Here is a 25,379-nt window from a genome sequence, read left to right as displayed (position 1 = left end):
GCGTCCGATTTTCGTGAGCCGCATACTGCCCGCCGACGAAAGCGATTTCATGCCATACAATGACGACGCCTCCACCATCCTCCTCTTCGGAAACGACGGCGCCCGCAATCCCCTCGATGTCCTCAAGCGCGTCTACGGCTATTCCGCCTTCCGCGGTCAGCAGCAGGCCGTCGTCGAGCACGTCGTGGCGGGTGGCGATGCTGTGGTGCTGTTCCCGACCGGCGCTGGCAAGTCGCTCTGCTTCCAGATCCCGGCGCTTTGCCGCAAGGGCGTCGGCATCGTCGTCTCGCCGCTGATCGCGTTGATGCGCGACCAGGTGGAGGCGCTGAAGCAGGCCGGCATTCGCGCTGCGGCGCTCAACTCCTCGCTCAGCCGCGACGAGGCGATCGCCGTCCGCCGGGCTCTCTCGGCGGATACGCTCGACCTGCTCTACGTCACGCCGGAGCGCGCGGTCACCGACGGTTTCGCCGAAATGATCGGCGACATGGACATCGCCCTCTTTGCGATCGACGAGGCGCACTGCGTCTCGCAATGGGGTCACGATTTCCGGCCCGAATATCGCGGCCTCGATTGTCTTGCCTCGCGTTTCCCGGGCGTGCCGCGCATTGCTCTGACGGCCACCGCCGACCCACACACGCGCGACGACATCATCGAGCGGCTGGCGCTTCGCGGCGCGCGGGTGTTTTCCTCCAGCTTCGACCGGCCGAACATCGCCTACGAAATCGTCGAGCGCGACCAGCCGCGCCAGCAGCTCTTGCGCTTCCTGTCGCGCTTCAAGGATTCGAGCGGCATCGTCTATTGCCTGTCGCGCGCCAAGGTCGAGGACACGGCCGAATGGCTGAACGGACAGGGCATCCGCGCTCTCCCCTATCACGCCGGAATGGACCGCGCCTTGCGCGATCGGCATCAGGACGCCTTCCTGAAGGAGGAGAACCTCTGCTTGGTGGCGACAGTCGCCTTCGGCATGGGGATCGACAAGCCGGATGTCCGTTATGTCGCGCATCTCGACCTGCCCGGTTCGGTCGAGGCCTACTATCAGGAGACTGGCAGGGCCGGTCGCGACGGATTGCCGTCGGAAGTGTGGATGGCCTATGGCATGGCCGACGTCATCCAGCGCCGGCGCATGATCGACGAGGGCGGCGCGCCGGACGAGATCAAGCGCATCGAACGGTCAAAGCTCAATTCCCTGCTGGCGATCTGCGAGACGGCAGGCTGCCGGCGGCAGGCGATCCTCGCGCATTTCGGCGAGGCGCATCCCGGCCGTTGCGGCCACTGCGACACCTGCCTGAAGCCGGTCGAGACCTGGGATGGTACGGAGGCGGCGATCAAGGCACTCGCCGCCGTCTACCGGACCGGCGAGCGGTTCGGCACCGGCCATGTCATCGATGTTTTGATCGGGGCCGTCAACGAGAAGACCGAGCGCTTCGGCCATGTCGACATGCCGGTCTTCGGCGCCGGCAAGGACCTGCCGGCGCGAACCTGGCAATCGGTTTTCCGGCAATTGCTCGCAATGGGGTTGATCACAGTCGACCACGCTGCCTACGGCGCCCTGAAACTCGAGCCGGAAGCGCGGGCGGTGTTCAAGCGCGAGCGGCAGGTGCTCTTCCGCAAGGATCGGCCGAGTTCCGGCAAGGCGGCACGCGGGCAGAAATCGGCCTCGGCCCGCGAGCGTTCGGATCTTGCCGGCTCCGATCTCGAGCTTTTCGAGAAGCTGCGGGCCGAGCGGTTTTCGATCGCCAAGGAATTGAACGTCCCGCCCTATGTCGTCTTCCCGGACACGACCTTGATCGCGCTCGCCAAGCAGCGTCCGCGCGACTTTGACGATCTCATCGGCATTCCCGGCATCGGCGAGAGCAAGCGGGAGAGATATGGCGAGGCTTTCCTGGCGGTGATCGATGCATTCGAGGAGGGGGGCTGAGAAGGGCAGGTCCACAAGGTCGCGGGGGCGTCAACTTGCATTCCCTCATTCCTGTGCTTGTCACACGAATCCGGCACGCCCAAGTCCTTGGGCGCTGAAAGTGTCTCAATATTCGGTTGGAGTCTCCACCGCTTTCCTTCTTATCTGGCTCATTCACGGCGCGGACGCGCCGTGGCTGGATCCCTGTGACGAGCACAGGGATGAGGGAGGGTGAGTGTAGGCTTTTCGCCAATTAAGCAACCTTGGTTGCATAATTGCAGCTGATCATGCACGTTGTGACTGCATGAGGGGCTATGTCTATACTCTCGCATCCAAGCGAAACGGGACGCTCTATACCGGCGTCACCCGTGATTTGCCTCGCCGCCTCTTTGAACACCAGAACGACCTAACCCCGGGCTTCACTTCCAAATACGGCGTAAAAACGCTTGTCTGCTTCGAGGATTTCGATCTGTTGACGACCGATATCACGCGGGAAAAGACGATCAAGAAGTGGCCGAGGCAGTGGAAGCTGAACCTCATAGAGCAGATGAACCCGGAGTGGGAGGATATTCCCACTACCTCCACGGGATATAGTGTGCATCGACAGTAAGGCCCACGCCTCCCTCATCCCTGTGCTTGTCACAGGGATCCACCAGCGCCGTGTCCACGGCGCGGAAGAGTCTTTCACCCCAAGGACTGGGCTGACTGGCCTCCTGTGACAAGCACAGGAATGAGGCGGGGAGGTGAAGCCTTTGCCGTACCGTAGCCGATGAGGCTGCACGCTGCCTGTGCGTACTGTGGCGACGCCGTGTCCACGGCGCGGAAGGTGCTTGAATCCCGCGCGTTTCACCTCAACAATGCGGTAAGAAATTGCTGTGCGTCGCCAGCCATCGTGTTATTTGTCTATACAAACTCCTTTGTTCGAAAGCGGCTGCCATGACCTCTGCCTTCCTCTCCCACCTGCGTTCGGAGCTTGATGGCCTGAAGCAGGCCGGGCTCTACAAGTCCGAGCGCGTCATCACCTCCAAGCAGGCGGGCGAGATCGAAGTCGCGTCCGGCGATAGGGTCCTGAACTTCTGCGCCAACAACTATCTGGGCCTTGCCGACAACGAGGAACTTGCCGATGCCGGCAAGAAGGCGCTCGACCGTTACGGCTACGGCATGGCCTCGGTGCGTTTCATCTGCGGCACGCAGGAGGAGCACAAGCAGCTCGAGGCGCGCATTTCCTCCTTTCTCCGCATGGAGGACACGATCCTCTATTCCTCCTGCTTCGATGCCAATGGCGGTCTGTTCGAGACGCTGCTCGGCGAGGAAGATGCGATCATCTCGGACGCGCTGAACCACGCCTCGATCATCGACGGCGTCCGGCTCTCCAAGGCGAAGCGATTCCGTTACGCCAACAACGACATGGCGGCGCTGGAGGAGGAGTTGAAGAAGGCCGAGGGCAGCCGCTTCAAGCTGATTGCTACCGACGGCGTCTTCTCCATGGACGGCATCATCGCCAACCTCGAGGGCGTCTGCGACCTGGCGGAGAAATATGGTGCGATGGTCATGGTCGACGACAGCCACGCGGTCGGCTTCGTAGGCAAGCATGGCCGCGGATCCGCCGAACATTGCGGAATCGAGGGCCGCGTCGACATCATCACCGGCACCCTCGGCAAGGCGCTGGGCGGTGCCTCGGGGGGCTACACGTCGGCAAAGGCCGAGGTCGTCGACTGGCTGCGCCAGCGCTCGCGACCCTACCTCTTTTCCAATACGCTTGCTCCGGTGATCGCCGCGGCCTCGCTCAAGGTCTTCGAACTGATCGAGAACGGCGATGCGCTTCGCGAGCGGCTCTATGCGAACTCGGCACTCTTCCGGGCCGAGATGTCGAAGCTCGGCTTCCGGCTCGCCGGCGAGGGGCACCCGATCATTCCCGTCATGCTGGGCGATGCGGCGCTGGCGCAGGAAATGGCGGCGCGCATGCTGGAGAAAGGCGTCTACGTCATCGGCTTTTCCTTCCCCGTAGTGCCGAGAGGACAGGCACGCATCCGCACTCAGATGTCGGCGGCGCACAGCGAGAAGGATGTGCGGCGTGCGATTGCGGTGTTCGAGGAAGTGGGCCGCGAGCTGGGCGTGATTTGAGGAGCTAAGCTATGCGAGACGCGGAGGGAGTGAGGATCCTGCAATGACCAACATGATGAAGGCGCTGGTCAAGACGAAGCCCGAGGTTGGGCTGTGGATGGAACGCGTGCCGGTGCCGGAGGTCGGGCCGAACGATGTGCTGATCCGCGTCAAGAAATCGGCGATCTGCGGCACCGACGTCCATATCTGGAACTGGGACCAGTGGGCGCAGAAGACCATTCCCGTCCCGATGGTCGTCGGCCACGAGTTCATGGGCGAAATCGCCGAGGTCGGCTCGGCGGTCACCAAGCACCATGTCGGCGAGCGGGTTTCCGGCGAGGGCCATATCGTCTGCGGCAAGTGCCGCAATTGCCGGGCGGGCAGGGGACATCTCTGCCGCAATACGCTCGGCGTCGGCGTCAACCGGCCGGGCTCCTTCGCCGAGTTCGTCTGCCTGCCGGAATATAATGTCGTGACGATCCCGGACGACGTGCCGGACGAGATCGCCGCGATCTTCGATCCCTTCGGCAATGCGGTGCATACGGCGCTTTCCTTCGATCTCGTCGGTGAGGATGTGCTCGTCACCGGCGCCGGACCGATCGGCATCATGGGCGCGTTGGTCGCCAAGCGCTCAGGCGCCCGAAAGGTGGTGATCACCGACATCAATCCGGTACGCCTCGATCTCGCCCGCAAGCTTGGGATCGACTACGTCGTCGATGCCTCGAAAGAGAATCTCGCCGATGTGATGCGCTCGATCGGGATGACCGAAGGCTTCGACGTCGGCCTCGAAATGTCGGGCGCTGCACCGGCGTTCCGCGACATGATCGACAAGATGAACAATGGCGGCAAGATCGCCATTCTCGGCATTGCGCCGGCCGGCTTCGAGATCGACTGGAACAAGGTGATCTTCAAGATGCTCAACCTGAAAGGCATCTATGGCCGTGAAATGTTCGAGACCTGGTACAAGATGATCGCCTTCGTCCAGGGCGGGCTCGACCTTTCGCCGGTCATCACCCACCGCATTCGTATCGACGAGTTCCGCGACGGTTTCGAGGCGATGCGCTCTGGCAATTCGGGCAAGGTGGTGATGGATTGGCTGTGATGTGACTGCGGGTTACATTCGAAATGGAACGACGCGGCGATCCCGGAAAAAGCCCGCGCCTCTTGTCTTTTAAAAGGGCGCTCCTACATCTTGAGCAACCCTGGTGAACGGCGAGATAGTCCCGTCGATATGCGTTTTTTGCCGATTTGCGCGGTTTTTCACCGGAAAAGCTTGACGGGATGAAAAATTCTGGGAATCACCATTTCAAGCAGAAATGGCGACATGGTACGGCGGATAGGAAATCATGCCAGAGACGATTCAGTGGCAGGACTGTCGGAGCTTGCCCGCTCAGCCGCGATCGCTGTCGTGGTTAATCAGGAATTAAACATCATCCCGTTACGTCAGGGGAAATGAATCGGTGGCGGGTGCGCGGCGCGCCCGAACCCCGAGCGGCATTGGGCACCGGGTGCAGGCCGGTTGCGACAAGGAAAGCGACGAAATAAATGGCAACAAAAGTCAAAGAAAACGAAGAAGCAGACGTTGAACGCGAAGGCACTCCGGACGGTCCGCTTCTCGATCTTTCCGACGACGCTGTCAAGAAGATGATCAAGGCCGCCAAGAAGCGCGGCTATGTGACGATGGACGAATTGAATTCCGTCCTGCCTTCCGAGGAAGTCACCTCCGAGCAGATCGAAGACACGATGGCGATGCTCTCCGACATGGGCATCAACGTCATCGAGGACGAGGAAGCCGAAGAGGCGGCCGGCGGCGACGACGAGGACGCTGGCGACGACAGCGAGAGCGAAGGCGGCGAACTGGCGACGGTCAGCGGGACGGCGCTTGCCACCGGCAAGAAGAAGGAGCCGACAGACCGCACCGACGACCCGGTGCGCATGTATCTGCGCGAGATGGGCTCGGTGGAGCTGCTCTCCCGCGAAGGCGAAATCGCCATCGCCAAGCGCATCGAGGCCGGCCGCGAAACGATGATCGCCGGTCTCTGCGAGAGCCCGCTGACCTTCCAGGCGCTGATCATCTGGCGCGACGAGCTGAACGAGGGCCAGACGCTGCTGCGCGAGATCATTGATCTCGAGACCACCTATTCCGGCCCCGAGGCCAAGGCTGCCCCGCAGTTCCAGAGCCCGGAAAAGATCGAGGCCGACCGCAAGGCGGCCGAGGAGAAGGAAAAGACCCGCAAGTCACGCGTTGCGGCCAATGACGACGACATCACCAATGTCGGCGGCGAGGGCCAGCCGGTCGAGGAAGAGGAAGAGGACGACGACGAGTCGAACCTCTCGCTGGCCGCGATGGAGGCGGAGCTGCGCCCGCAGGTGATGGAGACGCTCGACATCATCGCCGAGACCTACAAGAAGCTCCGTAAGCTGCAGGACCAGCAGGTGGAAGCACGGCTCGCCGCGACCGGCACGCTCTCGCCGGCGCAGGAGCGTCGCTACAAGGAGTTGAAGGACGAACTGATCAAGGCGGTGAAGTCGCTGTCGCTCAACCAGAACCGCATCGATGCGCTGGTCGAGCAACTCTACGACATTTCCAAGCGCCTCATGCAGAACGAGGGCAGGCTGCTGCGCCTTGCCGAATCCTACGGCGTCAAGCGCGACTCCTTCCTCGAGCAATATTCCGGCGCCGAGCTCGATCCGAACTGGATGAAGTCGATCAGCAATCTTGCCGGCAAGGGCTGGAAGGAATTTGCCAGGGCCGAGAACCAGACGATCCGCGACATCCGCCAGGAGATCCAGAATCTCGCGACCGAGACCGGCATTTCGATTGCCGAGTTCCGCCGCATCGTCTCGATGGTCCAGAAGGGCGAGCGCGAGGCGCGGATCGCCAAGAAGGAGATGGTCGAGGCAAACCTGCGCCTGGTGATCTCCATCGCCAAGAAGTACACGAACCGCGGCCTGCAGTTCCTGGACCTCATTCAGGAGGGCAATATTGGCCTGATGAAGGCGGTCGACAAGTTCGAATACCGCCGCGGCTACAAGTTCTCGACCTATGCGACCTGGTGGATCCGGCAGGCGATCACCCGCTCGATCGCCGACCAGGCCCGCACCATCCGCATTCCGGTGCACATGATCGAGACGATCAACAAGATCGTCCGCACTTCGCGCCAGATGTTGCACGAGATCGGCCGCGAGCCGACGCCGGAAGAACTGGCGGAAAAGCTCGCTATGCCGCTCGAGAAGGTGCGCAAGGTCCTGAAGATCGCCAAGGAACCGATCTCGCTCGAAACCCCGGTCGGCGACGAGGAAGATTCCCATCTCGGCGATTTCATCGAGGACAAGAACGCACTGCTACCGATCGACGCTGCCATCCAGGCGAATCTGCGCGAGACGACGACGCGCGTCCTCGCCTCGCTGACCCCGCGCGAGGAACGCGTCTTGCGCATGCGCTTCGGCATCGGCATGAACACCGACCACACGCTCGAGGAAGTCGGCCAGCAGTTCTCGGTCACCCGCGAGCGCATCCGCCAGATCGAGGCGAAGGCCTTGCGCAAGCTCAAGCATCCGAGCCGTTCGCGCAAGCTGCGCTCGTTCCTGGACAGCTGAGCAGAGAACAACGACCTGAACGAACTTGAAAAGCCGGGCCCAGCGTCCGGCTTTTTCGTCTTCGTCAACGCCTGCCATGCCATGGTCTTTTGGGCGCTGAACTTGTTCGGATTTCATCCCGGGATTATACTTCTAAGCTTGCAGCGAAAGGGGGCACTGGTTGCAGTGCGAGAGAAGTAGTTGCACCGCAGGCGTCCGCCCGTGCATTGGAGCGCCGGCACTTGAACCCGGAAAAAGCGCTCTGCCCCTTCTAAATTCGGAGCATCTTTAGGCGCTTTCCGTCGAAGGCGGGATGCTCTGCGGGAGGTGTGAGATGACCACTTACGTCGTGCTCCTCAATTGGACCGATCAGGGTATCAGAAGCGTGCGTGAGTCCCCCAAGCGGCTCGATGCAGCCAGGAAGGTCCTTGAAGAAATGGGCGGATCGTTCAAGGACTTCTATCTCACCATGGGCGAATACGACATGGTGGCAATCTGCGAGGCACCGGACGATGCGGTGGCCGCGCGGTTCTCGCTGACACTCGGCACCTACGGCAATGTGCGCACCCGCACGTTGAAGGCGTTCCCGGAGGCTGCCTATCGCGAACTGATCGGCACGCTCGGCTAACAAGATTGTAAGCGACTGTTATTGCCGCGGCGCACCTTTTCAGAAGATTTGCGCTGCGCCGCGGATGGTATTGCCGCCTGAAACGCGCGGCGACGCAGAAGTCCTTCAACTTCGCTTCAAAACCGTTCCTTAACATTTACCCTTTATCAATCTCTCGCATATGAGAGGTTCCGCGATGCGTTGCGTTTTTGTCGCCGTCCTCCTGTTGCTGGCCGGCTGCGGAACGGTGCCGAGAGATACCCGGAACGCCTGCGCGGTTTTCGAGCAGCGAGATGGCCTTTTCAACAATTGGCGCCGGGCCGCCTATGCGGCCGAGCGCGAATATGGCGTGCCCGTACCGGTGCTGATGGCGACGATCTACACGGAGTCTGGCTATCGCCACAATGCACGGCCGCCGCGCACCAAGCTCTTCGGCTTCATTCCCTGGACGCGCGTATCCACGGCTTACGGTTATTCGCAAGCGCTCGACGGCACCTGGGCGCGCTACCAGGCCGAAACCGGGCGCTGGATGGCACGCCGGACCGATTTCGCCGACGCCATCCGCTTCATCGCCTGGTACCACAATCAAAGCCACCAGCAGAACGGCATCGCGCTCAACGATCCCTATCGGCTCTACATCGCCTATTACCACGGCCAGGGCGGCTATCAGCGCGGCAACTGGAGCGAAACGGCGAAGACGGGCGCCAAGCGCGCCAGCAACGTTGCCGCGCTTTATGCGCGGCAGCTGCAGGGCTGCGGCGGCTGAGGGCCGTTCAAGTCTCTTTCGAGGATCAGTCACCCCGCCGTGAAAAATTGCCTTCCGCTGTCGGAACCTTTCCGCTCCGGCCGTCCTTTGTCGACTTTCAACGGAGGAGACGGACATGGCCTATGTGGATGGTTTTCTGATTGCGCTGCCCAAGCAAAACGTCGAGGCCTACAAGGATCTGGCCCGCAAGGCCGGCGAGGTCTGGAAGGAGCACGGTGCCCTGAATTACGTCGAATGCCTGGGCGACGACGTGCCCTATGGCGAGCTCACCTCCTTTCCGCGGGCCGTGCAGGCCAAGGAAGACGAGACCGTCGTTTTCTCCTGGGTCGCATACCGGTCGCGCGAGGACCGCGACGTGATCGTCGCCAAGGTGATGACCGATCCGCGGCTTCAGGGCGATGAATGGAAATCCATTTTTGACGGCAAGCGGATGATCTATGGCGGCTTCCAGGCCTTCCTGGAACTTTGACCAGCCGCTGGGTGTCGGGCCTGCTCTGCGCAAGCTGATGCTGAGCAGTTCTTTCAATTCGGACGGGCTTCGCAGTACAGTCCTTTGGAGACGGGTGCCGGCGAAGGTGCGGCGCCCGGCCATGCAGGACGACAGCCATGCCGCAGACCGTCATCACCATCACTACCAAGGGGCAGGGGCTCTACGAGTTCACTCGCGAGGCGGCGGATTTCGTGCGGGAGTGCGGGGTCTCGGAGGGGCTTCTTACCGTTTTCGTGCGTCACACCTCCGCCTCGCTCATCATTCAGGAAAACGCCGATCCGGACGTTCGACGCGATCTGCGCGAATTCTTCCATCGTCTGGTGCCCCCGTCGTCGGCGCCTTCGATGGGCTGGATCATCCATACCCAGGAAGGGCCTGACGATATGCCCGCCCATATCAAGGCGGCGTTGACCCAGGTCTCGGTCGGCGTACCGGTCATCGACGGGCGCATGGCGCTCGGCACCTGGCAGGGGATCTATCTCTTCGAGCACCGCGACCGGCCGCATCGCCGCGAAATTATCCTGCATCTCACCAGCTGACCTCAGGAGGAAACGATGACGGACGCCCAGACTATTGCCGGACGTTTCATCGAGGCCGTGAACGACCGGGATTTCGAAGCGCTTGCCGGCCTCCTCGACGACGATGTCGCCTTCGATTCGCTGACCGGACAGCGCACGCTCGGGATCGGGCCGCTCAGAACCTGGGTGATGAGCTACCTGCGCCATTTCGACGAGAGCTTCGGCGACGTCGTGCTGATGCGCGATGCCTTCGGGCAGCGGGTGGCGGCGGATACGACCGCGCGCGGCACGTACCGCGAGACAATGGTCGGCTTCCCAGAGGCGTCCGGTCAGAGCTATGCCGTCCCGAGCGTCTTCATCTTCGAGGTCGAGGAGGGTGTCATCACCCGACTCAGCCACTATCGCAACCTGCGCTTGTTCGAACGGGAACTCGGCGGCTGAATGGAGCAGAATGAAACGCGTCGCGTTTCAATGCGTTAGCACTCCCCCTGCACAGCTGGAAGGAACGATTCCGTTCATTCTTCGTTTCCCCTCGAACGGGAAGAGGAAAGCGCGAGCGGTCGTCCGTTCACGTCCCCCGCTGACCACCTGCCGCAAATCCGGCCGAATCGCCTGAGATGCGCGCGGTGGGGTGGGACTCATCCTGAACGCCGCATGAACGAAGGGTTCCGGTGCCGTTCAGCTTGTCCGGTCTAGATTTGGATCATCGATGAGAGAGTGACCGCAACCCTTTCGCTAACGGAGAAATGTCATGAGGAAGTTTCTTGTCAATGCAGCCGTCGCCGCCGTTGTCGGACTGACCGGCCTTGTCGGCACCACCACCACGGCTTCGGCCGATGCGCTGGTCTTCGAATTCGGCCAGGGAGGCGGCGTACAATACCGCGAACGCGACTATGACCGCTGGGACGACCGTCGCGACTGGCGCCGCGACCGCTGGGAACGCCGTGGCCGTTGTGAACCGTGGCTCGCCGTCGACAAGGCACGTGACCGTGGTCTGCGCCGCGCCCATGTAGCCGACGTTTCGCGCCGCCAGGTCGTCGTCCAGGGCCGCCGTCATGGCGATCGCCAGGCGATCATCTTCGCCAATGTCCGCGGCTGCCCGATCATCGGTCGCTGGTAAGGACGGTTTTCCGTCTTGTCTCCCCGGCTGACGGAAAACAGCCCGGCGCCTGGCGCCGGGCTCTTCTTTTTTACGTTCAATGAGAGACCAGCCTGGGTTTTCAGGCTTGATTGTCACCGTTACGGATTGACCGCGAAGGTGACGTTGACCGTGACGCTATAGGCCTGCTCGCCGGTTGCGATCGGCACCTGATCGGCGGCGAATTCCTTGGCCATGCTGCGCATCGGCACCGGCGGCTCGTCGCGGGCCGGTTGTTCGGAAAGCTCGATCAGCCGGCCGAGCGAGACGCCGGCCGCTTCCGCCAGCACTCTTGCCTTGTTGATCGCATCGGCCACAGCGGCCTTGCGGGCCTCGGTAATCACCGTCTCCGGCTTGTCGTTGGAAAATTCGATGCCGCCGCCCTGATTGACGCCGAGCGTCACGGATTTGTCGAGGACTTCGCCGAGCTTCGCCAGATCGCGCACGCGCACGCTGACGCCGTTGACGACCTGGTAGCCGACGAGCTCCGGCGGGCGGGCGCTGCCGTCGCTGTTCTGGGGATAGTTGTATTGCGGCATGATCGAGAAGCCGCTTGTCTGCAGGTCGCGTTCGGCAATGCCGGACTGCTTGAGTGCTGCCAGCACCTCGGCCATTGCCTTGTTGTTGGCGTCGAGCGCCTCGCGAGCGGTCTTGGCGTCCTTGACGACGCTCAGCTGTACGATCGCCATGTCGGGCGCCGTCGTCGCCTGTCCTTCGCCCGAAACCTTGATCAGCGCCTGGCGCCCTCTCGGGGCATCAGGGCGCCCCTTGCCCTCTGCCTTGCCGGCACCGCTGTCCTGCGCCGCCGCTGCCGCCGCAAACGCACCGGCAAAGGCGGCGGCGATCGCCGCGACATGGACCGAGCGGGCAATGCGTGTGGAAATCATGGATGTTACTCTCCGGTTGTTATTCGCCAAATCCATGCTTATCGATTGTGTAGGCATTGCGGCAATGGCTTGTCGGCAAAAAGGTTTTCCGCTAGAGCCATTTGCAGCTTCGAACTGCCATTGGTTCGCGGCGGCCGGACTACCCGGCAGGGCCTGTAGCTCAATGGTTAGAGCCGGCGGCTCATAACCGCTTGGTTGGGGGTTCGAGTCCCTCCGGGCCCACCACTTAGCTCTAGCCCATCACCTCGCCACAGCGCGAACCTCGCGGCGGAATTCCGAGGGCGGCATGCCGGCGATCTGGCGGAAGGCCTTGTTGAAGGCGCTTACCGAGCCGAAGCCGCTGTCCATCGCCACCTGCAGGATGCTGTCGGCACCGTTCATCAGCATGGCTTGCGCCCGCGAAAGGCGCAGCAGCGTCAGATATTTGATCAGCGTCATGCCCGTCGACTTGCGAAACAGGTTCATGGCGTATTTCGGGTGCAATCCGGCTGCCGCGGCGATGTCGACCGCGTCGATCTCCTCGAGAAAATTGGCGGCGATGAAATCGCACATGCGCACGACGCCGGGCGAGGGCGGGGCCGAGGCGGTTTCGGTCTGGCGTTCCTTGCCGGGTGCAACGATCGTGTAGGGTTCCATGAACATGCGCTCGACGCGCAGCAGCAGTTCTTCGACGGCGTGCTGGGCCTTCACCTCGTCGCCGGAATTTGCCCAGTTGCGCCAGCGCGGAAAGTTCCGGTCGTCGGCGCCGTCCGTCTCTGAGGTCAGCATCGTGGCCCCGCCCATGAGCATGGCCGAGATTTCCGGCGGCAGCCGCATGCGGAAGAAGTGCACGAGCGGCAGATGCGCGCCGGCATAGATGGAATCGTCGGAGGATTCGTCCATCCGGTGCGGCTGCCCGCCCCAGAAGAGGCACATCTGTCCGGGGCCGAGCCTCAGGTCATGGCCAGCCATGCGATAATGCACCGAGCCCCGCATCACGTAGTTTACCTCGACCTGCGCATGCCAGTGCGCGCGCAGCATGATCGGGGGATGGGCGTGGAAGAAATGCAACCGGGTCGGCATGCCCTCGATGCCGCAGGCACCCGGCTGGTAGACCGGTCGCTCGACAATCTTACTTTCCGCCAAATCCGCATTCCCTTCGTACGAGACAGATTTCCGCGCGGCGTTAATGTGCCCTTGTTTGCTGAGGACTGCACTTGAAAAGCGAGGTTTTCAAGGTGTTTCAAGCATTTCAGGGCTCTGGCATTTACCCCGGTTCCATCGATCTTCCATCCGTATGGCTGTCCTGCACAATCGCCTACGGCAAGCGCCTGATCCTCCGCCAGACACCCGCGTCCCGTTTGATGCCGAAGGCAAGCGACGGCGCTGATCAACCCATCACCCTCCAAAAGGAAGTTCCATGCGCCCAGAACAGCTGATCCGTTGGGGTATCATCGGCCCCGGCACCATCGCGCGGACATTCGCCGCGGGGATTGCCCGGTCCAGGACGGGCCACCTTGTGGCTATCGGCAGCCGCGATCCGGACAGGCCTGGCCTCGCTGACGGCTTTCCCGGCGCGCGCATTGTCGAGGGTTACGAAATGCTGCTTAAGGATCCGGAGATCGACGCGGTCTATATCGCCACGCCGCATCCCAGCCATGCAGAATGGGCGATCAAGGCGGTGCGCGCCGGCAAGCATGTGCTGGTCGAAAAGCCGATGGCGCTTTCCGCCTTCGAGGCGCAGTCGATCTTCCACGAGGCGAAAAAGGCCGGCGTTTTCGCCGGCGAAGCCTATATGTACCGGTTCCATCCGCAGACGGCCCGGCTGGTCGAACTCGTGCGGGAGGGCGCGATCGGCGACGTGCGGATCATCCGCTCGAGTTTCGGCTTCGACATGGGCGGCTATCGCCCGGAGCACCGCCTCTTTGCCAATGATCTCGCCGGCGGCGGCATTCTCGATGTCGGCGGCTACCCGGTCTCTATGGTTTGCATGCTCGCCGGTGCCGCAGAGGAAAAGACCTTCCTCGAACCGCAGACGGTATCCGGTGCGGCGCGTCTGGGGCCATCCGGGGTCGACGAGTGGGCCTCGGCGGTCCTCAAGTTCCCGAACGACATTGTCGCGGAAGTGTCCTGCTCGATCATGGCACAGCAGGACAACGTGTTGCGCATCATCGGTTCGAAAGGCCGCATCGAGGTGAAGGACTTCTGGTTCGCCTCCGGCACCGAGGGCGGGATAGGGCGCATCGAGATCATCAGGGGCGACGGACAGCGGACGATCGAGGTCGAGGAGAAGCGCCATCTCTATTCGTTCGAGGTCGATGCGGTGGGCGAGGCGATCCGTGCCGGCCGCGCCGAGTTCTCTTTCCCCGGTATGAGCGCCGAAGATACCCGCGCCAATCTACGCGTTCTCGATCGCTGGCGCGCATCCGTCGGCCTCGAATATGCGATCGAGACGGCCGCCAAACGGACCACCAATCTCGCAGGTGCGGCCGTCGTCGCCGGGAGCAATGTGCCCAAACGGCAGATTCCGGGCGTCGCCAAGCCGGCCTCAAATGTTGCGCTGGGTTTCGAGTTTTTTCCGAGTTTCGCCTCCGCCTCGCTGACGCTCGACGCTTTCTACGAGGCCGGAGGAAACGTCTTTGACACTGCATTCGTCTACCGTGCCGGCAAGACCGAGAGCATTTTCGGCGACTGGCACACGAGCCGAAAGGTCGATCGTGAGGACATCATCCTGATCGGCAAGGGCGCCCATTCGCCGCTCTGCTATCCCGACGTGATTGCCAAGCAATTGGATCAGTCGCTGGAGCGGCTGAGGATCGACTATGTCGATGTCTATTTCATGCATCGCGACAATCCGGATGTCCCGGTCGGCGAATTCGTCGATGCCATGGATGCCGAGGTCCGGCGGGGCCGTATCCGGGGTATCTTCGGCGGATCAAACTGGACGCGCGAGCGCATGGACGAGGCGATCGCCTATGCCGAGAGAAACGGCAAGGCGGCCCCGGCCGCGCTTTCCAACAATTTCTCGCTGGCGGAGATGCTCGATCCCATCTGGCCCGGCTGTGTCGCGGCGTCCGACGACGGCTGGAAAGACTGGCTGGCGAAGCGGCAGATTCCGAATTTTGCCTGGTCGAGCCAGGGGCGGGGGTTTTTCACCGACAGGGCCGGGCGCGACAAGCGGGAGGACGAGGAAATCGTCCGGGTCTGGTATTCCGAGCGCAATTTCCAACGCCGCGACCGGGCAATCGAACTCGCGAGGAAGCACGGCTGCAGCCCGATCCACATCGCGCTTGCCTATGTCATTGCCCAGCCGTTTCCCGTCATCCCGCTGATCGGCCCGCGGACCGTGGCGGAACTGGATGATAGTCTCTCGGCCCTGCAGATCACGCTTGCTCCGGAAGAGTTGCGTTGGCTGGAAGGCTGATCGCCGGGGTTTCGGGACCCGTCGGTGATCTAGAGGATGCTTATCCGGGGTTGTGTGGTTCAATACAGCCTGCAGACTAAAGTTATGGTTAACCAATAGTGGATAGGGTGACGATATTCTCTTTCTAGGAATATCGTCATGAAACAAACCCTGTTCGCAACGACTGCGATCTTGATTTCAGCAATGAGTGCTGAAGCTGCCGACATGGATGGGCCGCTGGTTGGCGATTTTGCCGACAGTGGCGCGTCCTATGAAGAAGCCTCGCCTGCTGTAGCAAGTCCCGTGGTTGGCTATGTCGAGGGCGAGCTTCATGCCGGAAAGACGTCGGACTCCGATCTGGACAGCAAGGGCTGGGCTCTGCGCGGCGCAGTCAATTTCGACGCCGGCTCCGGCCTCAACCTCCAGGCTGACGGCGGGTATGGCCAGACGGATATCGATGACGCCGATTATGACAACGCCTATGGCGCAGCGCACGTCTATTATCGCCCAACCCAGGATTATGCATTGGGCGCATTCTTTCAAAGCTCGCGGCTCGGAACTGGTTTTGCGTCGGGGCTGGCGGGAGGAAGCGACGATGTCACCGACAATTCCGGTGGCATCGAAGCTGCCTATTTCGACGCCGTGGGCACGGCCTATACTCAACTGGGCTACGGCAAGTCCGACATCGTCGGCCTCGATGCCGACCACTATTTCGGAAAGATCGGCGCTCGACTCTATCTTACCGACAACATGCGGATCGACGGCGAACTCGGGCTGCACAACTTCGACTTCGACGTCGCCGATGCGAAGCTCGATCTGACGACGGCCTCGATCATCGGCAATTACCGTCCGGAGGCCATGCCCTTCACGGTGTTCGCCGGATACCGCTACGACCGCGCGAGCCTCGAAAGCGGCGGCATCGATTTCGAACCGGAAAATAGCCACACGCTGACAACGGGATTGCGCTACAACTTCGGCTCTTCGACGCTCAAGCAGGAAGAGCGTAGCGGTCCGGCCTGGACCACTACCACCCTGCTGCCTTGATCCGCTGACCTCGCCCTCCAGGATCGAGTTCAAGAACGCAGTGACGTTCCGGGACGGCACGTCACTGCGGCGCGCGGGCTTTACTTCTCCGCCGACAATATTCTTGTGAAAAATCCGAGACTAGGGCACAATTTGTAAACGCATCTGAAGTGCGGCGCTACCCCAAATCTGGCCATCTCGCGCCGAGTGACAGTTCGCGTGTGAGGGGTCGGCGTCGATGGATCAGGGCTTCTTTCTTCTGTTCGCCACTGTAGCTGTGATCACCGCCCTGATTGTGGTGCTGGCCCGCAATCCGGTTCACAGCGCCCTGGCCCTGATGGCCTGTTTCCTGCAGATTTCGGCCGTCTTCGTGCTGCTCGAGGCACCCTTGCTCGCGGTCGTCCAGATCTTCGTCTATGTCGGCGCGATCATGGTGCTGTTCCTCTTCGTGATCATGATGATCGATGTGCGCGAGGCGGTGTTGCAGCGGTTCGTGCCGGGTGGAAACCTGCCGGCCCTGGCGCTGCTCGTGCTGCTCGGGGCCGAGATGCTCGTGCTGGTGCTGTCGAGCGACCGCTTTTCGGCCACGGAACCCGCCGCCATGGCGGAGGGCGACCAGATCCGAGCACTCAGCACGACCCTGTTTGCCGATTATCTCCTGCCGTTTGAAGCCGCCTCCGTCATCCTGCTGGCGGCGCTCGTGGGCGCGATCGTGCTGGCACGGAAGGAGTCGGGGTGATGGTTCCGCTCTGGTGGCACATTTCGCTCGGCGTGATCCTCTTCGTGATCGGGGCGGCGGGTGTGCTCCTGAGGCGCAATATCCTCGTCGTGCTGATGTCGCTGGAGCTGCTGCTCAACTCGGTCAATATCAACTTCATCGCTTTCGGGCGTTACTATGCCGATTTCCGCGGCCAGATCTTCGCGATCTTCGTCATCGCGATCACCGCCGCGGAGGTTGCCGTCGCCCTCGGTATCCTGGTTGCCCTCGTGCGGAACAAGTCGACCCTCAAGGTCGACGACGTCACCGTGATGAAAGGATAGCCGCTTGGATCCGGTGATCTCCATCCGGCCCCTGCTTGCCGTCGCCGTCGCGGGCCTGGCGGCTCTGGCAGTTCTCTTTCTCCACAAGCGTGAAAATGTCCGCGATCTCGTCTCGCCGCTCGCCGCGGTCGTCATGTTCGCGATCGTCGCTTCAATGGCGCCGACGGTGCTTTCGGGCGGCACGGTCGAGTTGCGGCTGTTCGAGATCCTGCCCGGGATCGACTTCGCGTTCCGGGTCGATGCGCTCGGCATGGTGTTTGCCACCGTCTCGTCGCTCTTATGGATCGTGGCGGCGATCTATTCCATCGGCTATATGCGGCATTTGCACGAGCACGCGCAGACCCGCTTCTTCGCCTGCTTCGCCACCAGCCTCGCGGCCGCCGTCGGCGGCGCCTTCGCCGCCAATCTGTTCACGCTGGTGATCTTCTACGAGGTGCTGAGCCTCGTCACCTATCCGCTCGTCTACCACCACGAAGACGAAGCGGGCTGGGCGGGCAGCCGCAAGTATCTCGTCTATCTGATGGGCGCCTCGAAGAGCGTGCTGCTGGCGGCGCTGGCGCTCACCTATCACATCTCCGGGTCGCTCGACTTCGCGCCCGGGGGACTGTTGGCGAAGGCCGATGCCTCGGCGGCACTGCTGACGGTCGTCTATTTCTGCTATCTGTTCGGCTTCGCCAAGGCGGCCGTGATGCCGATGCATGCCTGGCTGCCTGCCGCAATGGTGGCGCCGACCCCGGTCAGCGCGCTCCTGCATGCGGTGGCCGTCGTCAAGATGGGCGTGTTCTGCGTGCTCAGGATAGTGTTCCACGTCTTCGGCACGGGGCTGATGGGCGGCTTGGGTCTCGGCATCGCGACCGCCTACCTGGTCTCCTTCACGATCCTGATGGCGTCGATCTATGCGCTCACGCGCGACGATCTAAAGGCGCGGCTCGCCTATTCGACGGTCAGCCAGCTCTCCTACGTGGTGCTGGGCGCGGTTCTGCTCTCGCCGGTCGCGATGGTCGGCGGGATCATCCACATCGCTGCGCACGCCTTCTCCAAGATCACCCTCTTTTTCTGCGCCGGGTCGATCTATTGCGCTTCGGGAAAACGCAACATCAGCGACATGGCCGGTATCGGCCGGAGGCTGCCCTGGACGATGGGAGCGTTCCTCGTCGCCTCGCTCAGCATGATCGGCGTGCCGCCGACCGCGGGCTTCGTCAGCAAATGGTACCTGACGCTCGGTTCCGTCCAGGCGGGGGAGATCGCGTTCCTGATCGTGCTTCTGGCAAGCTCGGTGCTGAACGCCGCCTATTTCCTACCGGTCAGCTATGTCGCCTTTTTTGGCGGAGAGGGGCCCGAGGGGCTATCGAAGGTCCGTGAAATTCCGCTGGTGACTGTCCCTCTGGTTGCGACGGCGGTCCTGTCGGTGCTGATGGGCATCTTCCCCGGCTATTTCCTCGCCCTGGCGGAAGGAGTGGTTCGATGATCAAGAGCATCGTCGATTTCTTTGGCGATGAAGCCTATGCGCGGTACCGGCACCGGCTGTTCTATCTGGTGCTCGCGCTGATCGTCGTCGCCGACTTCGTCGTCCCGCGCGACCATGTCGAATATCTGTGGGAGCGGCTGCCTGGCTGGTCGGCCGTCTACGGCTTCGTCTCCTGCGTGCTGCTGATTTTCGTTTCCAAGTTCCTCGGCCATCAGGGCGGGCTCATGCGGCGCGAGGACTATTATGATTGAGTTCGTCCATCCCGCTCTGCTGTTCGTTCTCGGTGCCGTGCCGATCCCTTTCCTTCCGCGATCGATCCGCAAGGCCTATCTGTTGCTGATCCCGGTGCTGGCGATCTTCGCCGTGCTCGCTCTCCAGCCGGGAAGCTATGGCGCGGCACAGTTTCTCGGCCAGGAGATCCTGATCGCCAAGGTCGACAAGCTGAGCATCGTCTTTGCCACGGTCTTCACCATCATGGCGCTGATCGGCACGGTCTATGCGCTGCACCTGACCGAGGCCGGCCAGCATGTGGCGGCCTTCGTCTATGTCGGCAGCGCGCTCGGCGTGGTGTTCGCCGGCGACTACCTGACGCTCTATCTCTTCTGGGAGGGCATGGCTTTTGCCTCCGCCTACCTGGTTTTCGCCCAGGGAGGCGAGAAGGCGATCGGCGCCGCGTTCCGCTACCTCATGGTCCACGTCACCGGCGGCGTCGTGCTGCTCGGCGGTGTCGTCCTTCACGCGCTTGCCAGCGGATCGCTGCTTTTCGGCCCGATCGAGGGCAATATCGGTGCCGGCGCCTATCTGATCCTTGCCGGCTTCCTGCTTAATGCCGCCGTGCCGCCGCTCAATGCCTGGCTGACCGATGCCTATCCGGAGGCGACGGTTACCGGGGCGGTTTTCATGAGCGCCTTTACCACCAAGACTGCCGTCTATGTGCTGGCGCGGGCCTTTCCGGGGACCGAACTCCTGGTCTGGCTCGGCACGGCGATGGCGCTCTACGGGGTCGTCTACGCCGTGCTGGAAAACGACTGCCGGCGCCTGCTCGCCTATCATATCGTCAGCCAGGTGGGCTACATGGTGGCCGGCGTTGGCATCGGCACCGAGGTGGCCGTGAACGGTGCGACCAGCCATGCCTTCGCGCATATCCTCTATAAGGCGCTGCTGTTCATGGGGGCAGGGGCGGTGATCTACGTCACCGGACGGCGCAAGCTCACCGAACTCGGCGGTCTCTACCGGACCATGCCGTTGACGGTGGCGCTCTACATGATCGGCGCCTTCGCGATCTCGGCCTTTCCGTTCTTCTCGGGCTTCGTCACCAAGTCGATGGTGGTGGCCGCCGCCGGAGAGGATCACCGTGCGCTGGTGATGCTGGCGCTGACGATGGCCTCGTCGGGGACGTTCCTGCATACCGGGCTCAAGCTGCCCTACTACATGTTCTTCGGCACCGACCGCGGCCTTCAGGCGCGGGAGCCGCCCGGCAACATGCTGGTGGCGATGGCCATGGCGGCGACGCTCTGCGTTGCGATCGGGGTTTTCCCAGGGCCACTCTACGCGCTTCTTCCTTATCAGGTTGCCTTCGAACCCTATACCGGCGCTCACATCACCGAGAGCCTCGGCGTGTTGATGTTCACCGCCCTGGGCTTTGTGCTGTTCCTCAGGGCGCTCGACCCGGAGAACACGATCAGCATCGACACCGACTGGTTCTACCGCAAGGGGGCGCGGGCCTTCATGTGGTTCGCCGAGCGGCCGCTGGCCCGCTACGAGAAGGCGGTCAGCGACGTCTCCGAGACGGCGGCGCTGCCCTTGCTGCACGGGACGGCACGGACCGGGCTTCGGATCGACATCCACGGCGTGGATGCCATCGTCAATGGCGTGGCGCATGCGATCCTTGACGGCGGCGGGGTGTTGCGGCGGCTGCAGACCGGCGTCGTGACGCATTATGCGCTGGCGATGATTGCCGGTCTGATCGCGGCCATTGCCGTCTTCGCCGTCGTGTGGCGATAGGGGGTGCGATGACATTCCCGCTGCTCAGCCTTATCGTCTTCCTGCCCGCTGCCGGGGCAGCGGTGTTGATGTGCCTGCGCAACGACGACGCGGTGCGCTGGACGGCGCTCGGTTTCACGGTGGCCGACCTCGCGCTCGCGGTGGCGATGCTGGCCGCTTTCGACACCACGACCCACGAGATGCAGTTCACCGAGAGGCACCCCTGGGTGCCGGCAATCGGGATCACCTATGCGCTCGGCGTCGACGGCATCAGCGCTCTCTTCGTGTTCCTGACGGCGCTACTCGGCTGGATCTGCGTCCTCGCCTCGTGGGTGGCGATCGACCGCAAGGTCAAGGAGTTCATGGTCGCCCTGCTTTCGATGCAGACGCTGATGCTGGGAGTGTTCTCGGCGCTCGACCTGTTCCTGTTCTACGTCTGCTGGGAGGCGATGCTGATCCCGATGTATCTGATCATCGGCGTCTGGGGGGGCGACGGCCGGGTCTATGCGGCGTTCAAGTTCTTCCTCTACACGCTGGCCGGCAGCCTGCTGTTCCTGATTGGCGTCATCGTGCTTTATTTCCACGGCGGCCGGACCTTCGATATTCTTGCTTTGAGCGCGCAGGATCTGCCGTTCGATGTCCAGGCCTGGCTGTTCTTCGCCTTCCTGATCGCCTTCGCGGTAAAAGTACCGATGGTTCCGGTCCACACCTGGCTGCCGGACGCGCATGTCCAGGCGCCGACGGCGGGCAGCATCATTCTCGCCGGCGTACTTCTGAAGATGGGCGCCTACGGCTTCCTGCGCTTCTCGCTGCCGATGCTGCCGGAGGCATCGGTCTATTATTCGACGCTGATGCTGGCCCTTTCGGCGCTCGCCATCGTCTATGGCGGTCTGCTTGCGCTCGCGCAGGACGATCTGAAGAAGCTGGTCGCCTATTCCAGCATCAGCCACATGGGCTTTGTAACGATGGGGATTTTCGCCCTCAATCTGCGCGGGCTCGAAGGCGGCATCCTGCAGATGTTCAATCATGGCGTGACGACGGGCGCGCTGTTCCTGTTCGTCGGCGTGATCTACGAACGGACCCATACGCGCAGCATCGCCAATTATGGCGGGCTGATGAAGGTTGCGCCGGTCTATACCGGATTTCTTGCGCTGTTCACCCTCTCGTCGATGGCGCTGCCGGGCACCAATTCGTTCGTCGGCGAGCTGCTGGTGCTGTCGGGCAGCTTTGCCGCCAACATGGCCGTCGGTACGGCGGCGGTTCTGGGGGCATTGCTGAGCGCCGCCTATCTGCTTGGAATGTATCGCAAGGTCGCACTCGGTCCGGCGAGCGTCGGCACCCGGTATCAGATCCGCGATGTGAACGGCCGCGAGATCGCGGCGATAGTGCCGCTCGCGGTTTTCGTGCTCTGGGTGGGGCTTTATCCGAAACCCTTCCTCAACGTCATCGACGCCTCGGTGAAGCATCTGCTGACCGAGGTGCAAGGCCAGGAGAGCGGACAATGACCGCCGCCGTGCTTTTCCAATGGATGCTGGCAAGCCTGCCGGAAATCATCGTGATCACCGGCGCTTGCATCCTGTTGATCCTGGGGCAGTTGGTACGGCGGGAACAGCTGCTCTTCTGGGCCTCCGTCGCGGTCGTACTGATCGCCGCTCTCGCGACGTTTCTGCTGGCGGGCGAGGTGCGGCCGGCCTATTCGGGCATGTTCGTTGCCGATCGCTTCGCGGTCTTCTTCAAGTTTGTCTTCTATCTGGCCACGGTCCTGACGTTCCTGCTTTCGCGGAAATATGCCGATATCGAAGGGATCGGCAGCAGCGAATACTATGTCATGCTGCTCTTCGCGCTGTCGGGCATGATGATCATGGCCTCGGCGACCGATCTCCTGTCGATTTATGTGGGCCTCGAACTGATGGTGCTCTGCACCTATGTGCTGACCGGCTTCCTCCGGCATGAGCGGCGGTCGAACGAGGCGGCGCTGAAATATGTGATCCTCGGCGCCGTTTCGACCGGCATTTTCCTTTATGGCGTTTCGCTTGTCTATGGGCTCACTGGGACGACGCAGCTGGATGCCATGGCCGCTGCGGTGAGCGGCGATCCGCTCGATCCGGGCTTGCTGCTGGCGGTGGTTTTCATCGTCGCGGGGCTGGTCTTCAAGGTCGGCGCGGTGCCGTTCCATATGTGGGTGCCGGACGTCTATGAAGGCGCGCCGACGACGGTCACCGCCTTCATGTCGGTGGGGCCGAAGGCGGCGGGGTTCGCGGTGATCCTTCGGGTGTTCCTCAATCCGCTGGTCGCAGCCTCGGACGTCTGGATCATAGTCGCGGTCATTGCGGTGGTGACGGCGGCGCTCGGCAGCTTTGTGGCGCTGGTGCAGGACAATTTCAAGCGGCTGCTCGCCTATTCGAGTATCGCCCATGCGGGGTTCGCCACGTTCGGCGTGGTGGCCGGCGGGGTGGACGGGGTCGCCAGCGTGATGCTCTATCTGCTGATCTACGCCTTCATGAATCTCGGCATTTTTGGCGCCGTTATCATGATGCGGAGCGGTGATTTTTCCGGCGAGGTCATCGAAGACTATGCCGGCTTCGCCAAGGCGCACCCGGGGCTGGCGCTTCTCATGCTCATCTATCTGTTTTCGCTTGCCGGCATCCCGCCGACTGCCGGGTTTTTCGCCAAGTTCTACGTGCTCACCGCGCTCGTCGAGCGCGGTTTCGTCTTCCTGGCGGTGGTCGCGGTGCTGTTGAGTGCCGTCGCCGCCTATTTTTACATCCGCATCGTCATGGTGATCTACATGCGCGAGCCGGAGCGGGCCTTCGAACCGGCACTGACGCCCTTTGTCCGCGCCACGCTCGCCTGCACCGCCGCCGGCACCATCGGCATCGGCCTTTTTCCGGAGTGGTTCCTGAGGCTTGCCCAACACTCGGCTTTTGGCGGCTGATGGATTGGATTTGCAATGGTCCGTTCGACGGAATAGACTGCAAGTTCAAGAAAGAATTGCTCAAATTCGCTTCCAGGGCGAGCGCTTTTTTGACCCGGCATGGGGTCGGCCCTGACGAAAGCCCTCGATGAACGGGGCATGCGAGATGACTGCGATCGAATTCCTGCCGGTTCTTGTGATGATCGCCGGAGTTGTTCTGGTGGTCGGGGCGACTTTGTTTGTCTCATCGCTGCTGCGTCCCTCCAATCCCTATCCCGAAAAGAACATGCCCTATGAGTGCGGCATGGACCCAGCCGGCGAGGCCGCCGGGGGCCGCTTCCGGGTGCAGTTCTATATTCTCGCGATCCTGCTGGTCGTCTTTGACGTCGAGACGATGTTCCTGTTTCCCTGGGCCGTCGTGCTGAAGGAGATCGGCCTGATTGGCTTTGTCGAGATGTTCGTCTTCATCGTTCTGCTTCTCGTGGGCTTCGCCTACGCCTGGTTGAAGGGGGCGCTCGAATGGGAGGCTTGAACAACGCATTCCGCGACAGCGTGCTCTTCACCACGGCCGACAGCGTCATCAGCTGGAGCCGCCGGTCGGCGCTGTGGCCCGAGACTTTCGGTATCGCCTGCTGCGCCATCGAGATGATCTCGGCAGGCTGCGCCCGCTATGATCTCGACCGGTTCGGGGTGGTGTTCCGGCCGTCGCCCCGGCAGTCCGACGTGATGATCATCGCTGGTACCGTGACGCGGAAGTTTGCGCCCGTGGTGCGCCGGCTCTATGACCAGATGCCGGAGCCCCGCTGGGTAATCGCCATGGGCACCTGCGCCATTTCCGGCGGGGTCTACAACACCTATGCGGTGGTGCAGGGGGCGGAAACTTTCGTGCCGGTGGACGTTCACGTGCCGGGCTGTCCGCCACGGCCTGAGGCGCTGATGCACGGTTTCCTGCTGCTTCAGGAGAAGATCAAGAAGACCAGGGCGCTCGCCGGGACGCCATTGGACCGGATCGCCGCATCATGAGCGTAACGACGTCCGTTATCAGCACCCTTATCGCGGAACGTTTCGGAGAGGCCATCGAGGACCTTGGCTTCTCGCTTGGGGTTCACGCTTTTGCTGCTCCGCCAGACAGGATCGTCGAGCTTTGCCGGTTGCTGAAGGAGCACCCGGAACTGCGCTTCGGTTTCCTGTCAGACGTCTGCGGTGTCGACCACTATCCCGAGCAGCCGCGCTACGAGGCCGTCTATCACCTCTATTCGCTGCCGAACAAATGGCGCGTCCGGATCAAATGCCGCCTCGGCGATCCGCCGCGGGTGCCCTCGGTGACGGGCGTCTGGCGCACGGCCAACTGGCATGAGCGCGAGGCCTGGGACATGTACGGGATCACGTTCGAGGGACATCCCGACTTGCGCCGCATCTATATGTGGGAAGGCTTCGAGGGCTTCCCGCAACGCAAGGACTTTCCACTTCGAGGCTACAGGGACGAACTGAACCCGTTCGGCGCCGAAGGGCCGGCGCCGAACCAGCCGGACCTTGCCACCAGGGACATTCCATCGGGGGGCCGTACGACACCGGGAAAGTGA

General features: G+C 62.3%; 26 protein-coding genes and 1 tRNA gene. 25 read left to right on the top strand and 2 right to left on the bottom strand.

Features of this window, described 5'->3' with window-relative positions:
* Positions 1-49 precede the first annotated feature (49 nt).
* From recQ to NXT3_RS12930, 11 genes are all read left to right on the top strand, one after another.
* The gene (gene recQ, locus NXT3_RS12990) at positions 50-1,918 is read left to right on the top strand and encodes a DNA helicase RecQ (protein ID WP_104839998.1); all 1,869 of its coding nucleotides are present in this window, start codon (positions 50-52) and stop codon (positions 1,916-1,918) included.
* Positions 1,919-2,201: 283 nt separating this feature from the next.
* Positions 2,202-2,507, top strand: coding sequence for a GIY-YIG nuclease family protein (locus NXT3_RS12980; RefSeq protein WP_104839474.1), 306 nt, complete (start codon positions 2,202-2,204; stop codon positions 2,505-2,507).
* A 326-nt stretch (positions 2,508-2,833) separates the two neighbouring features.
* Positions 2,834-4,021, top strand: a complete 1,188-nt coding sequence (locus NXT3_RS12975; protein ID WP_104839473.1) for a glycine C-acetyltransferase — start codon at positions 2,834-2,836, stop codon at positions 4,019-4,021.
* Between the two features lie 43 nt (positions 4,022-4,064).
* Positions 4,065-5,102: an L-threonine 3-dehydrogenase gene (gene tdh / locus NXT3_RS12970; protein ID WP_037415106.1), complete on the top strand. Its 1,038-nt coding sequence runs from the start codon at positions 4,065-4,067 to the stop codon at positions 5,100-5,102.
* A 443-nt stretch (positions 5,103-5,545) separates the two neighbouring features.
* Positions 5,546-7,600, top strand: a complete 2,055-nt coding sequence (gene rpoD / locus NXT3_RS12960) for an RNA polymerase sigma factor RpoD (protein WP_104839471.1) — start codon at positions 5,546-5,548, stop codon at positions 7,598-7,600.
* A gap of 313 nt (positions 7,601-7,913) precedes the next feature.
* Positions 7,914-8,207, top strand: a complete 294-nt coding sequence (locus NXT3_RS12955; RefSeq protein WP_037387241.1) for a GYD domain-containing protein — start codon at positions 7,914-7,916, stop codon at positions 8,205-8,207.
* A 175-nt stretch (positions 8,208-8,382) separates the two neighbouring features.
* Positions 8,383-8,952, top strand: a complete 570-nt coding sequence (locus tag NXT3_RS12950; RefSeq protein ID WP_037415112.1) for a transglycosylase SLT domain-containing protein — start codon at positions 8,383-8,385, stop codon at positions 8,950-8,952.
* 115 nt (positions 8,953-9,067) lie between these two features.
* Entirely contained in the window at positions 9,068-9,421 is a 354-nt protein-coding gene (locus tag NXT3_RS12945) for a DUF1428 domain-containing protein (protein ID WP_037415115.1), read from the top strand.
* Positions 9,422-9,558: 137 nt separating this feature from the next.
* Complete coding sequence (locus tag NXT3_RS12940) at positions 9,559-9,981, top strand: secondary thiamine-phosphate synthase enzyme YjbQ (protein ID WP_037415118.1); 423 nt, start codon at positions 9,559-9,561, stop codon at positions 9,979-9,981.
* Positions 9,982-9,996: 15 nt separating this feature from the next.
* Positions 9,997-10,401 (top strand): ketosteroid isomerase-related protein, encoded by a 405-nt coding sequence (locus tag NXT3_RS12935; protein ID WP_037415121.1) that lies wholly within the window; start codon positions 9,997-9,999, stop codon positions 10,399-10,401.
* Positions 10,402-10,711: 310 nt separating this feature from the next.
* The gene (locus tag NXT3_RS12930) at positions 10,712-11,080 is read left to right on the top strand and encodes a hypothetical protein (protein WP_037387227.1); all 369 of its coding nucleotides are present in this window, start codon (positions 10,712-10,714) and stop codon (positions 11,078-11,080) included.
* 119 nt (positions 11,081-11,199) lie between these two features.
* Here NXT3_RS12930 and NXT3_RS12925 read toward each other — a convergent pair whose 3' ends face one another.
* Complete coding sequence (locus NXT3_RS12925) at positions 11,200-11,985, bottom strand: SIMPL domain-containing protein (RefSeq protein WP_104839470.1); 786 nt, start codon at positions 11,983-11,985, stop codon at positions 11,200-11,202.
* A 149-nt stretch (positions 11,986-12,134) separates the two neighbouring features.
* Between NXT3_RS12925 and NXT3_RS12920 the strand changes: the two genes are divergently transcribed.
* Positions 12,135-12,210, top strand: a tRNA-Ile gene (locus tag NXT3_RS12920).
* Positions 12,211-12,225: 15 nt separating this feature from the next.
* Here the strand turns inward: NXT3_RS12920 and NXT3_RS12915 are convergent.
* The gene (locus NXT3_RS12915; protein ID WP_104839469.1) at positions 12,226-13,110 is read right to left on the bottom strand and encodes a helix-turn-helix domain-containing protein; all 885 of its coding nucleotides are present in this window, start codon (positions 13,108-13,110) and stop codon (positions 12,226-12,228) included.
* Between the two features lie 71 nt (positions 13,111-13,181).
* Here NXT3_RS12915 and NXT3_RS12910 point away from each other — a divergent pair, with 71 nt between their 5' ends.
* The 13 genes from NXT3_RS12910 (at position 13,182) to NXT3_RS12850 (ending at position 25,379) form a co-directional block, all read left to right on the top strand.
* The gene (locus NXT3_RS12910; RefSeq protein WP_104839468.1) at positions 13,182-13,403 is read left to right on the top strand and encodes a hypothetical protein; all 222 of its coding nucleotides are present in this window, start codon (positions 13,182-13,184) and stop codon (positions 13,401-13,403) included.
* Positions 13,385-15,388, top strand: coding sequence for an aldo/keto reductase (locus tag NXT3_RS12905; protein ID WP_104839467.1), 2,004 nt, complete (start codon positions 13,385-13,387; stop codon positions 15,386-15,388). The genes NXT3_RS12910 and NXT3_RS12905 overlap by 19 nt, the downstream gene beginning before the upstream one ends.
* 138 nt (positions 15,389-15,526) lie before the next feature.
* On the top strand, positions 15,527-16,411 hold the full coding sequence (locus NXT3_RS12900; protein WP_037415138.1) for a hypothetical protein: 885 nt from the start codon (positions 15,527-15,529) through the stop codon (positions 16,409-16,411).
* 217 nt (positions 16,412-16,628) lie between these two features.
* The gene (locus tag NXT3_RS12895; protein WP_097525268.1) at positions 16,629-17,129 is read left to right on the top strand and encodes an NADH-quinone oxidoreductase subunit J; all 501 of its coding nucleotides are present in this window, start codon (positions 16,629-16,631) and stop codon (positions 17,127-17,129) included.
* Complete coding sequence (gene nuoK / locus NXT3_RS12890; protein WP_037415142.1) at positions 17,129-17,431, top strand: NADH-quinone oxidoreductase subunit NuoK; 303 nt, start codon at positions 17,129-17,131, stop codon at positions 17,429-17,431. Before NXT3_RS12895 ends, nuoK begins: the two co-directional genes overlap by 1 nt.
* Before the next feature lie 4 nt (positions 17,432-17,435).
* A complete protein-coding gene (locus tag NXT3_RS12885) occupies positions 17,436-18,899 on the top strand; it encodes a monovalent cation/H+ antiporter subunit D family protein (RefSeq protein WP_104839466.1) in 1,464 nt (487 codons plus the stop codon).
* Positions 18,896-19,150, top strand: a complete 255-nt coding sequence (locus tag NXT3_RS12880; RefSeq protein WP_037415146.1) for a hypothetical protein — start codon at positions 18,896-18,898, stop codon at positions 19,148-19,150. The genes NXT3_RS12885 and NXT3_RS12880 overlap by 4 nt, the downstream gene beginning before the upstream one ends.
* Complete coding sequence (locus NXT3_RS12875) at positions 19,143-20,903, top strand: Na(+)/H(+) antiporter subunit D (RefSeq protein WP_104839465.1); 1,761 nt, start codon at positions 19,143-19,145, stop codon at positions 20,901-20,903. The genes NXT3_RS12880 and NXT3_RS12875 overlap by 8 nt, the downstream gene beginning before the upstream one ends.
* 8 nt (positions 20,904-20,911) lie before the next feature.
* Positions 20,912-22,387: an NADH-quinone oxidoreductase subunit M gene (locus NXT3_RS12870; protein WP_104839464.1), complete on the top strand. Its 1,476-nt coding sequence runs from the start codon at positions 20,912-20,914 to the stop codon at positions 22,385-22,387.
* On the top strand, positions 22,384-23,817 hold the full coding sequence (locus tag NXT3_RS12865) for an NADH-quinone oxidoreductase subunit N (RefSeq protein WP_104839463.1): 1,434 nt from the start codon (positions 22,384-22,386) through the stop codon (positions 23,815-23,817). Before NXT3_RS12870 ends, NXT3_RS12865 begins: the two co-directional genes overlap by 4 nt.
* A 145-nt stretch (positions 23,818-23,962) precedes the next feature.
* Entirely contained in the window at positions 23,963-24,328 is a 366-nt protein-coding gene (locus NXT3_RS12860) for an NADH-quinone oxidoreductase subunit A (RefSeq protein ID WP_037415296.1), read from the top strand.
* Positions 24,316-24,819, top strand: a complete 504-nt coding sequence (nuoB, locus tag NXT3_RS12855; RefSeq protein WP_037415152.1) for an NADH-quinone oxidoreductase subunit NuoB — start codon at positions 24,316-24,318, stop codon at positions 24,817-24,819. The genes NXT3_RS12860 and nuoB overlap by 13 nt, the downstream gene beginning before the upstream one ends.
* The gene (locus tag NXT3_RS12850) at positions 24,816-25,379 is read left to right on the top strand and encodes an NADH-quinone oxidoreductase subunit C (protein ID WP_104839462.1); all 564 of its coding nucleotides are present in this window, start codon (positions 24,816-24,818) and stop codon (positions 25,377-25,379) included. The genes nuoB and NXT3_RS12850 overlap by 4 nt, the downstream gene beginning before the upstream one ends.

Source organism: Sinorhizobium fredii, from assembly GCF_002944405.1.
Taxonomy (GTDB): Bacteria; Pseudomonadota; Alphaproteobacteria; order Rhizobiales; family Rhizobiaceae; genus Sinorhizobium; species Sinorhizobium fredii_C.
This window is presented reverse-complemented; position numbering and strand designations above follow the sequence as displayed.

Coding starts and splice junctions, on each gene's coding strand:
- NXT3_RS12860 (WP_037415296.1), top strand. CDS start 23,963: ATGACTGCGATCGAATTCCTGCCGGTTCTTGTGATGATCGCCGGAGTT.
- NXT3_RS12880 (WP_037415146.1), top strand. CDS start 18,896: ATGATCAAGAGCATCGTCGATTTCTTTGGCGATGAAGCCTATGCGCGG.
- nuoB (WP_037415152.1), top strand. CDS start 24,316: ATGGGAGGCTTGAACAACGCATTCCGCGACAGCGTGCTCTTCACCACG.
- NXT3_RS12945 (WP_037415115.1), top strand. CDS start 9,068: ATGGCCTATGTGGATGGTTTTCTGATTGCGCTGCCCAAGCAAAACGTC.
- NXT3_RS12905 (WP_104839467.1), top strand. CDS start 13,385: ATGCGCCCAGAACAGCTGATCCGTTGGGGTATCATCGGCCCCGGCACC.
- NXT3_RS12975 (WP_104839473.1), top strand. CDS start 2,834: ATGACCTCTGCCTTCCTCTCCCACCTGCGTTCGGAGCTTGATGGCCTG.
- NXT3_RS12930 (WP_037387227.1), top strand. CDS start 10,712: ATGAGGAAGTTTCTTGTCAATGCAGCCGTCGCCGCCGTTGTCGGACTG.
- NXT3_RS12870 (WP_104839464.1), top strand. CDS start 20,912: ATGACATTCCCGCTGCTCAGCCTTATCGTCTTCCTGCCCGCTGCCGGG.
- NXT3_RS12895 (WP_097525268.1), top strand. CDS start 16,629: ATGGATCAGGGCTTCTTTCTTCTGTTCGCCACTGTAGCTGTGATCACC.
- tdh (WP_037415106.1), top strand. CDS start 4,065: ATGACCAACATGATGAAGGCGCTGGTCAAGACGAAGCCCGAGGTTGGG.
- rpoD (WP_104839471.1), top strand. CDS start 5,546: ATGGCAACAAAAGTCAAAGAAAACGAAGAAGCAGACGTTGAACGCGAA.
- recQ (WP_104839998.1), top strand. CDS start 50: ATGCCATACAATGACGACGCCTCCACCATCCTCCTCTTCGGAAACGAC.
- NXT3_RS12940 (WP_037415118.1), top strand. CDS start 9,559: ATGCCGCAGACCGTCATCACCATCACTACCAAGGGGCAGGGGCTCTAC.
- NXT3_RS12950 (WP_037415112.1), top strand. CDS start 8,383: ATGCGTTGCGTTTTTGTCGCCGTCCTCCTGTTGCTGGCCGGCTGCGGA.
- NXT3_RS12850 (WP_104839462.1), top strand. CDS start 24,816: ATGAGCGTAACGACGTCCGTTATCAGCACCCTTATCGCGGAACGTTTC.
- nuoK (WP_037415142.1), top strand. CDS start 17,129: ATGGTTCCGCTCTGGTGGCACATTTCGCTCGGCGTGATCCTCTTCGTG.
- NXT3_RS12865 (WP_104839463.1), top strand. CDS start 22,384: ATGACCGCCGCCGTGCTTTTCCAATGGATGCTGGCAAGCCTGCCGGAA.
- NXT3_RS12925 (WP_104839470.1), bottom strand. CDS start 11,985: ATGATTTCCACACGCATTGCCCGCTCGGTCCATGTCGCGGCGATCGCC.
- NXT3_RS12935 (WP_037415121.1), top strand. CDS start 9,997: ATGACGGACGCCCAGACTATTGCCGGACGTTTCATCGAGGCCGTGAAC.
- NXT3_RS12875 (WP_104839465.1), top strand. CDS start 19,143: ATGATTGAGTTCGTCCATCCCGCTCTGCTGTTCGTTCTCGGTGCCGTG.
- NXT3_RS12900 (WP_037415138.1), top strand. CDS start 15,527: ATGAAACAAACCCTGTTCGCAACGACTGCGATCTTGATTTCAGCAATG.
- NXT3_RS12955 (WP_037387241.1), top strand. CDS start 7,914: ATGACCACTTACGTCGTGCTCCTCAATTGGACCGATCAGGGTATCAGA.
- NXT3_RS12980 (WP_104839474.1), top strand. CDS start 2,202: ATGAGGGGCTATGTCTATACTCTCGCATCCAAGCGAAACGGGACGCTC.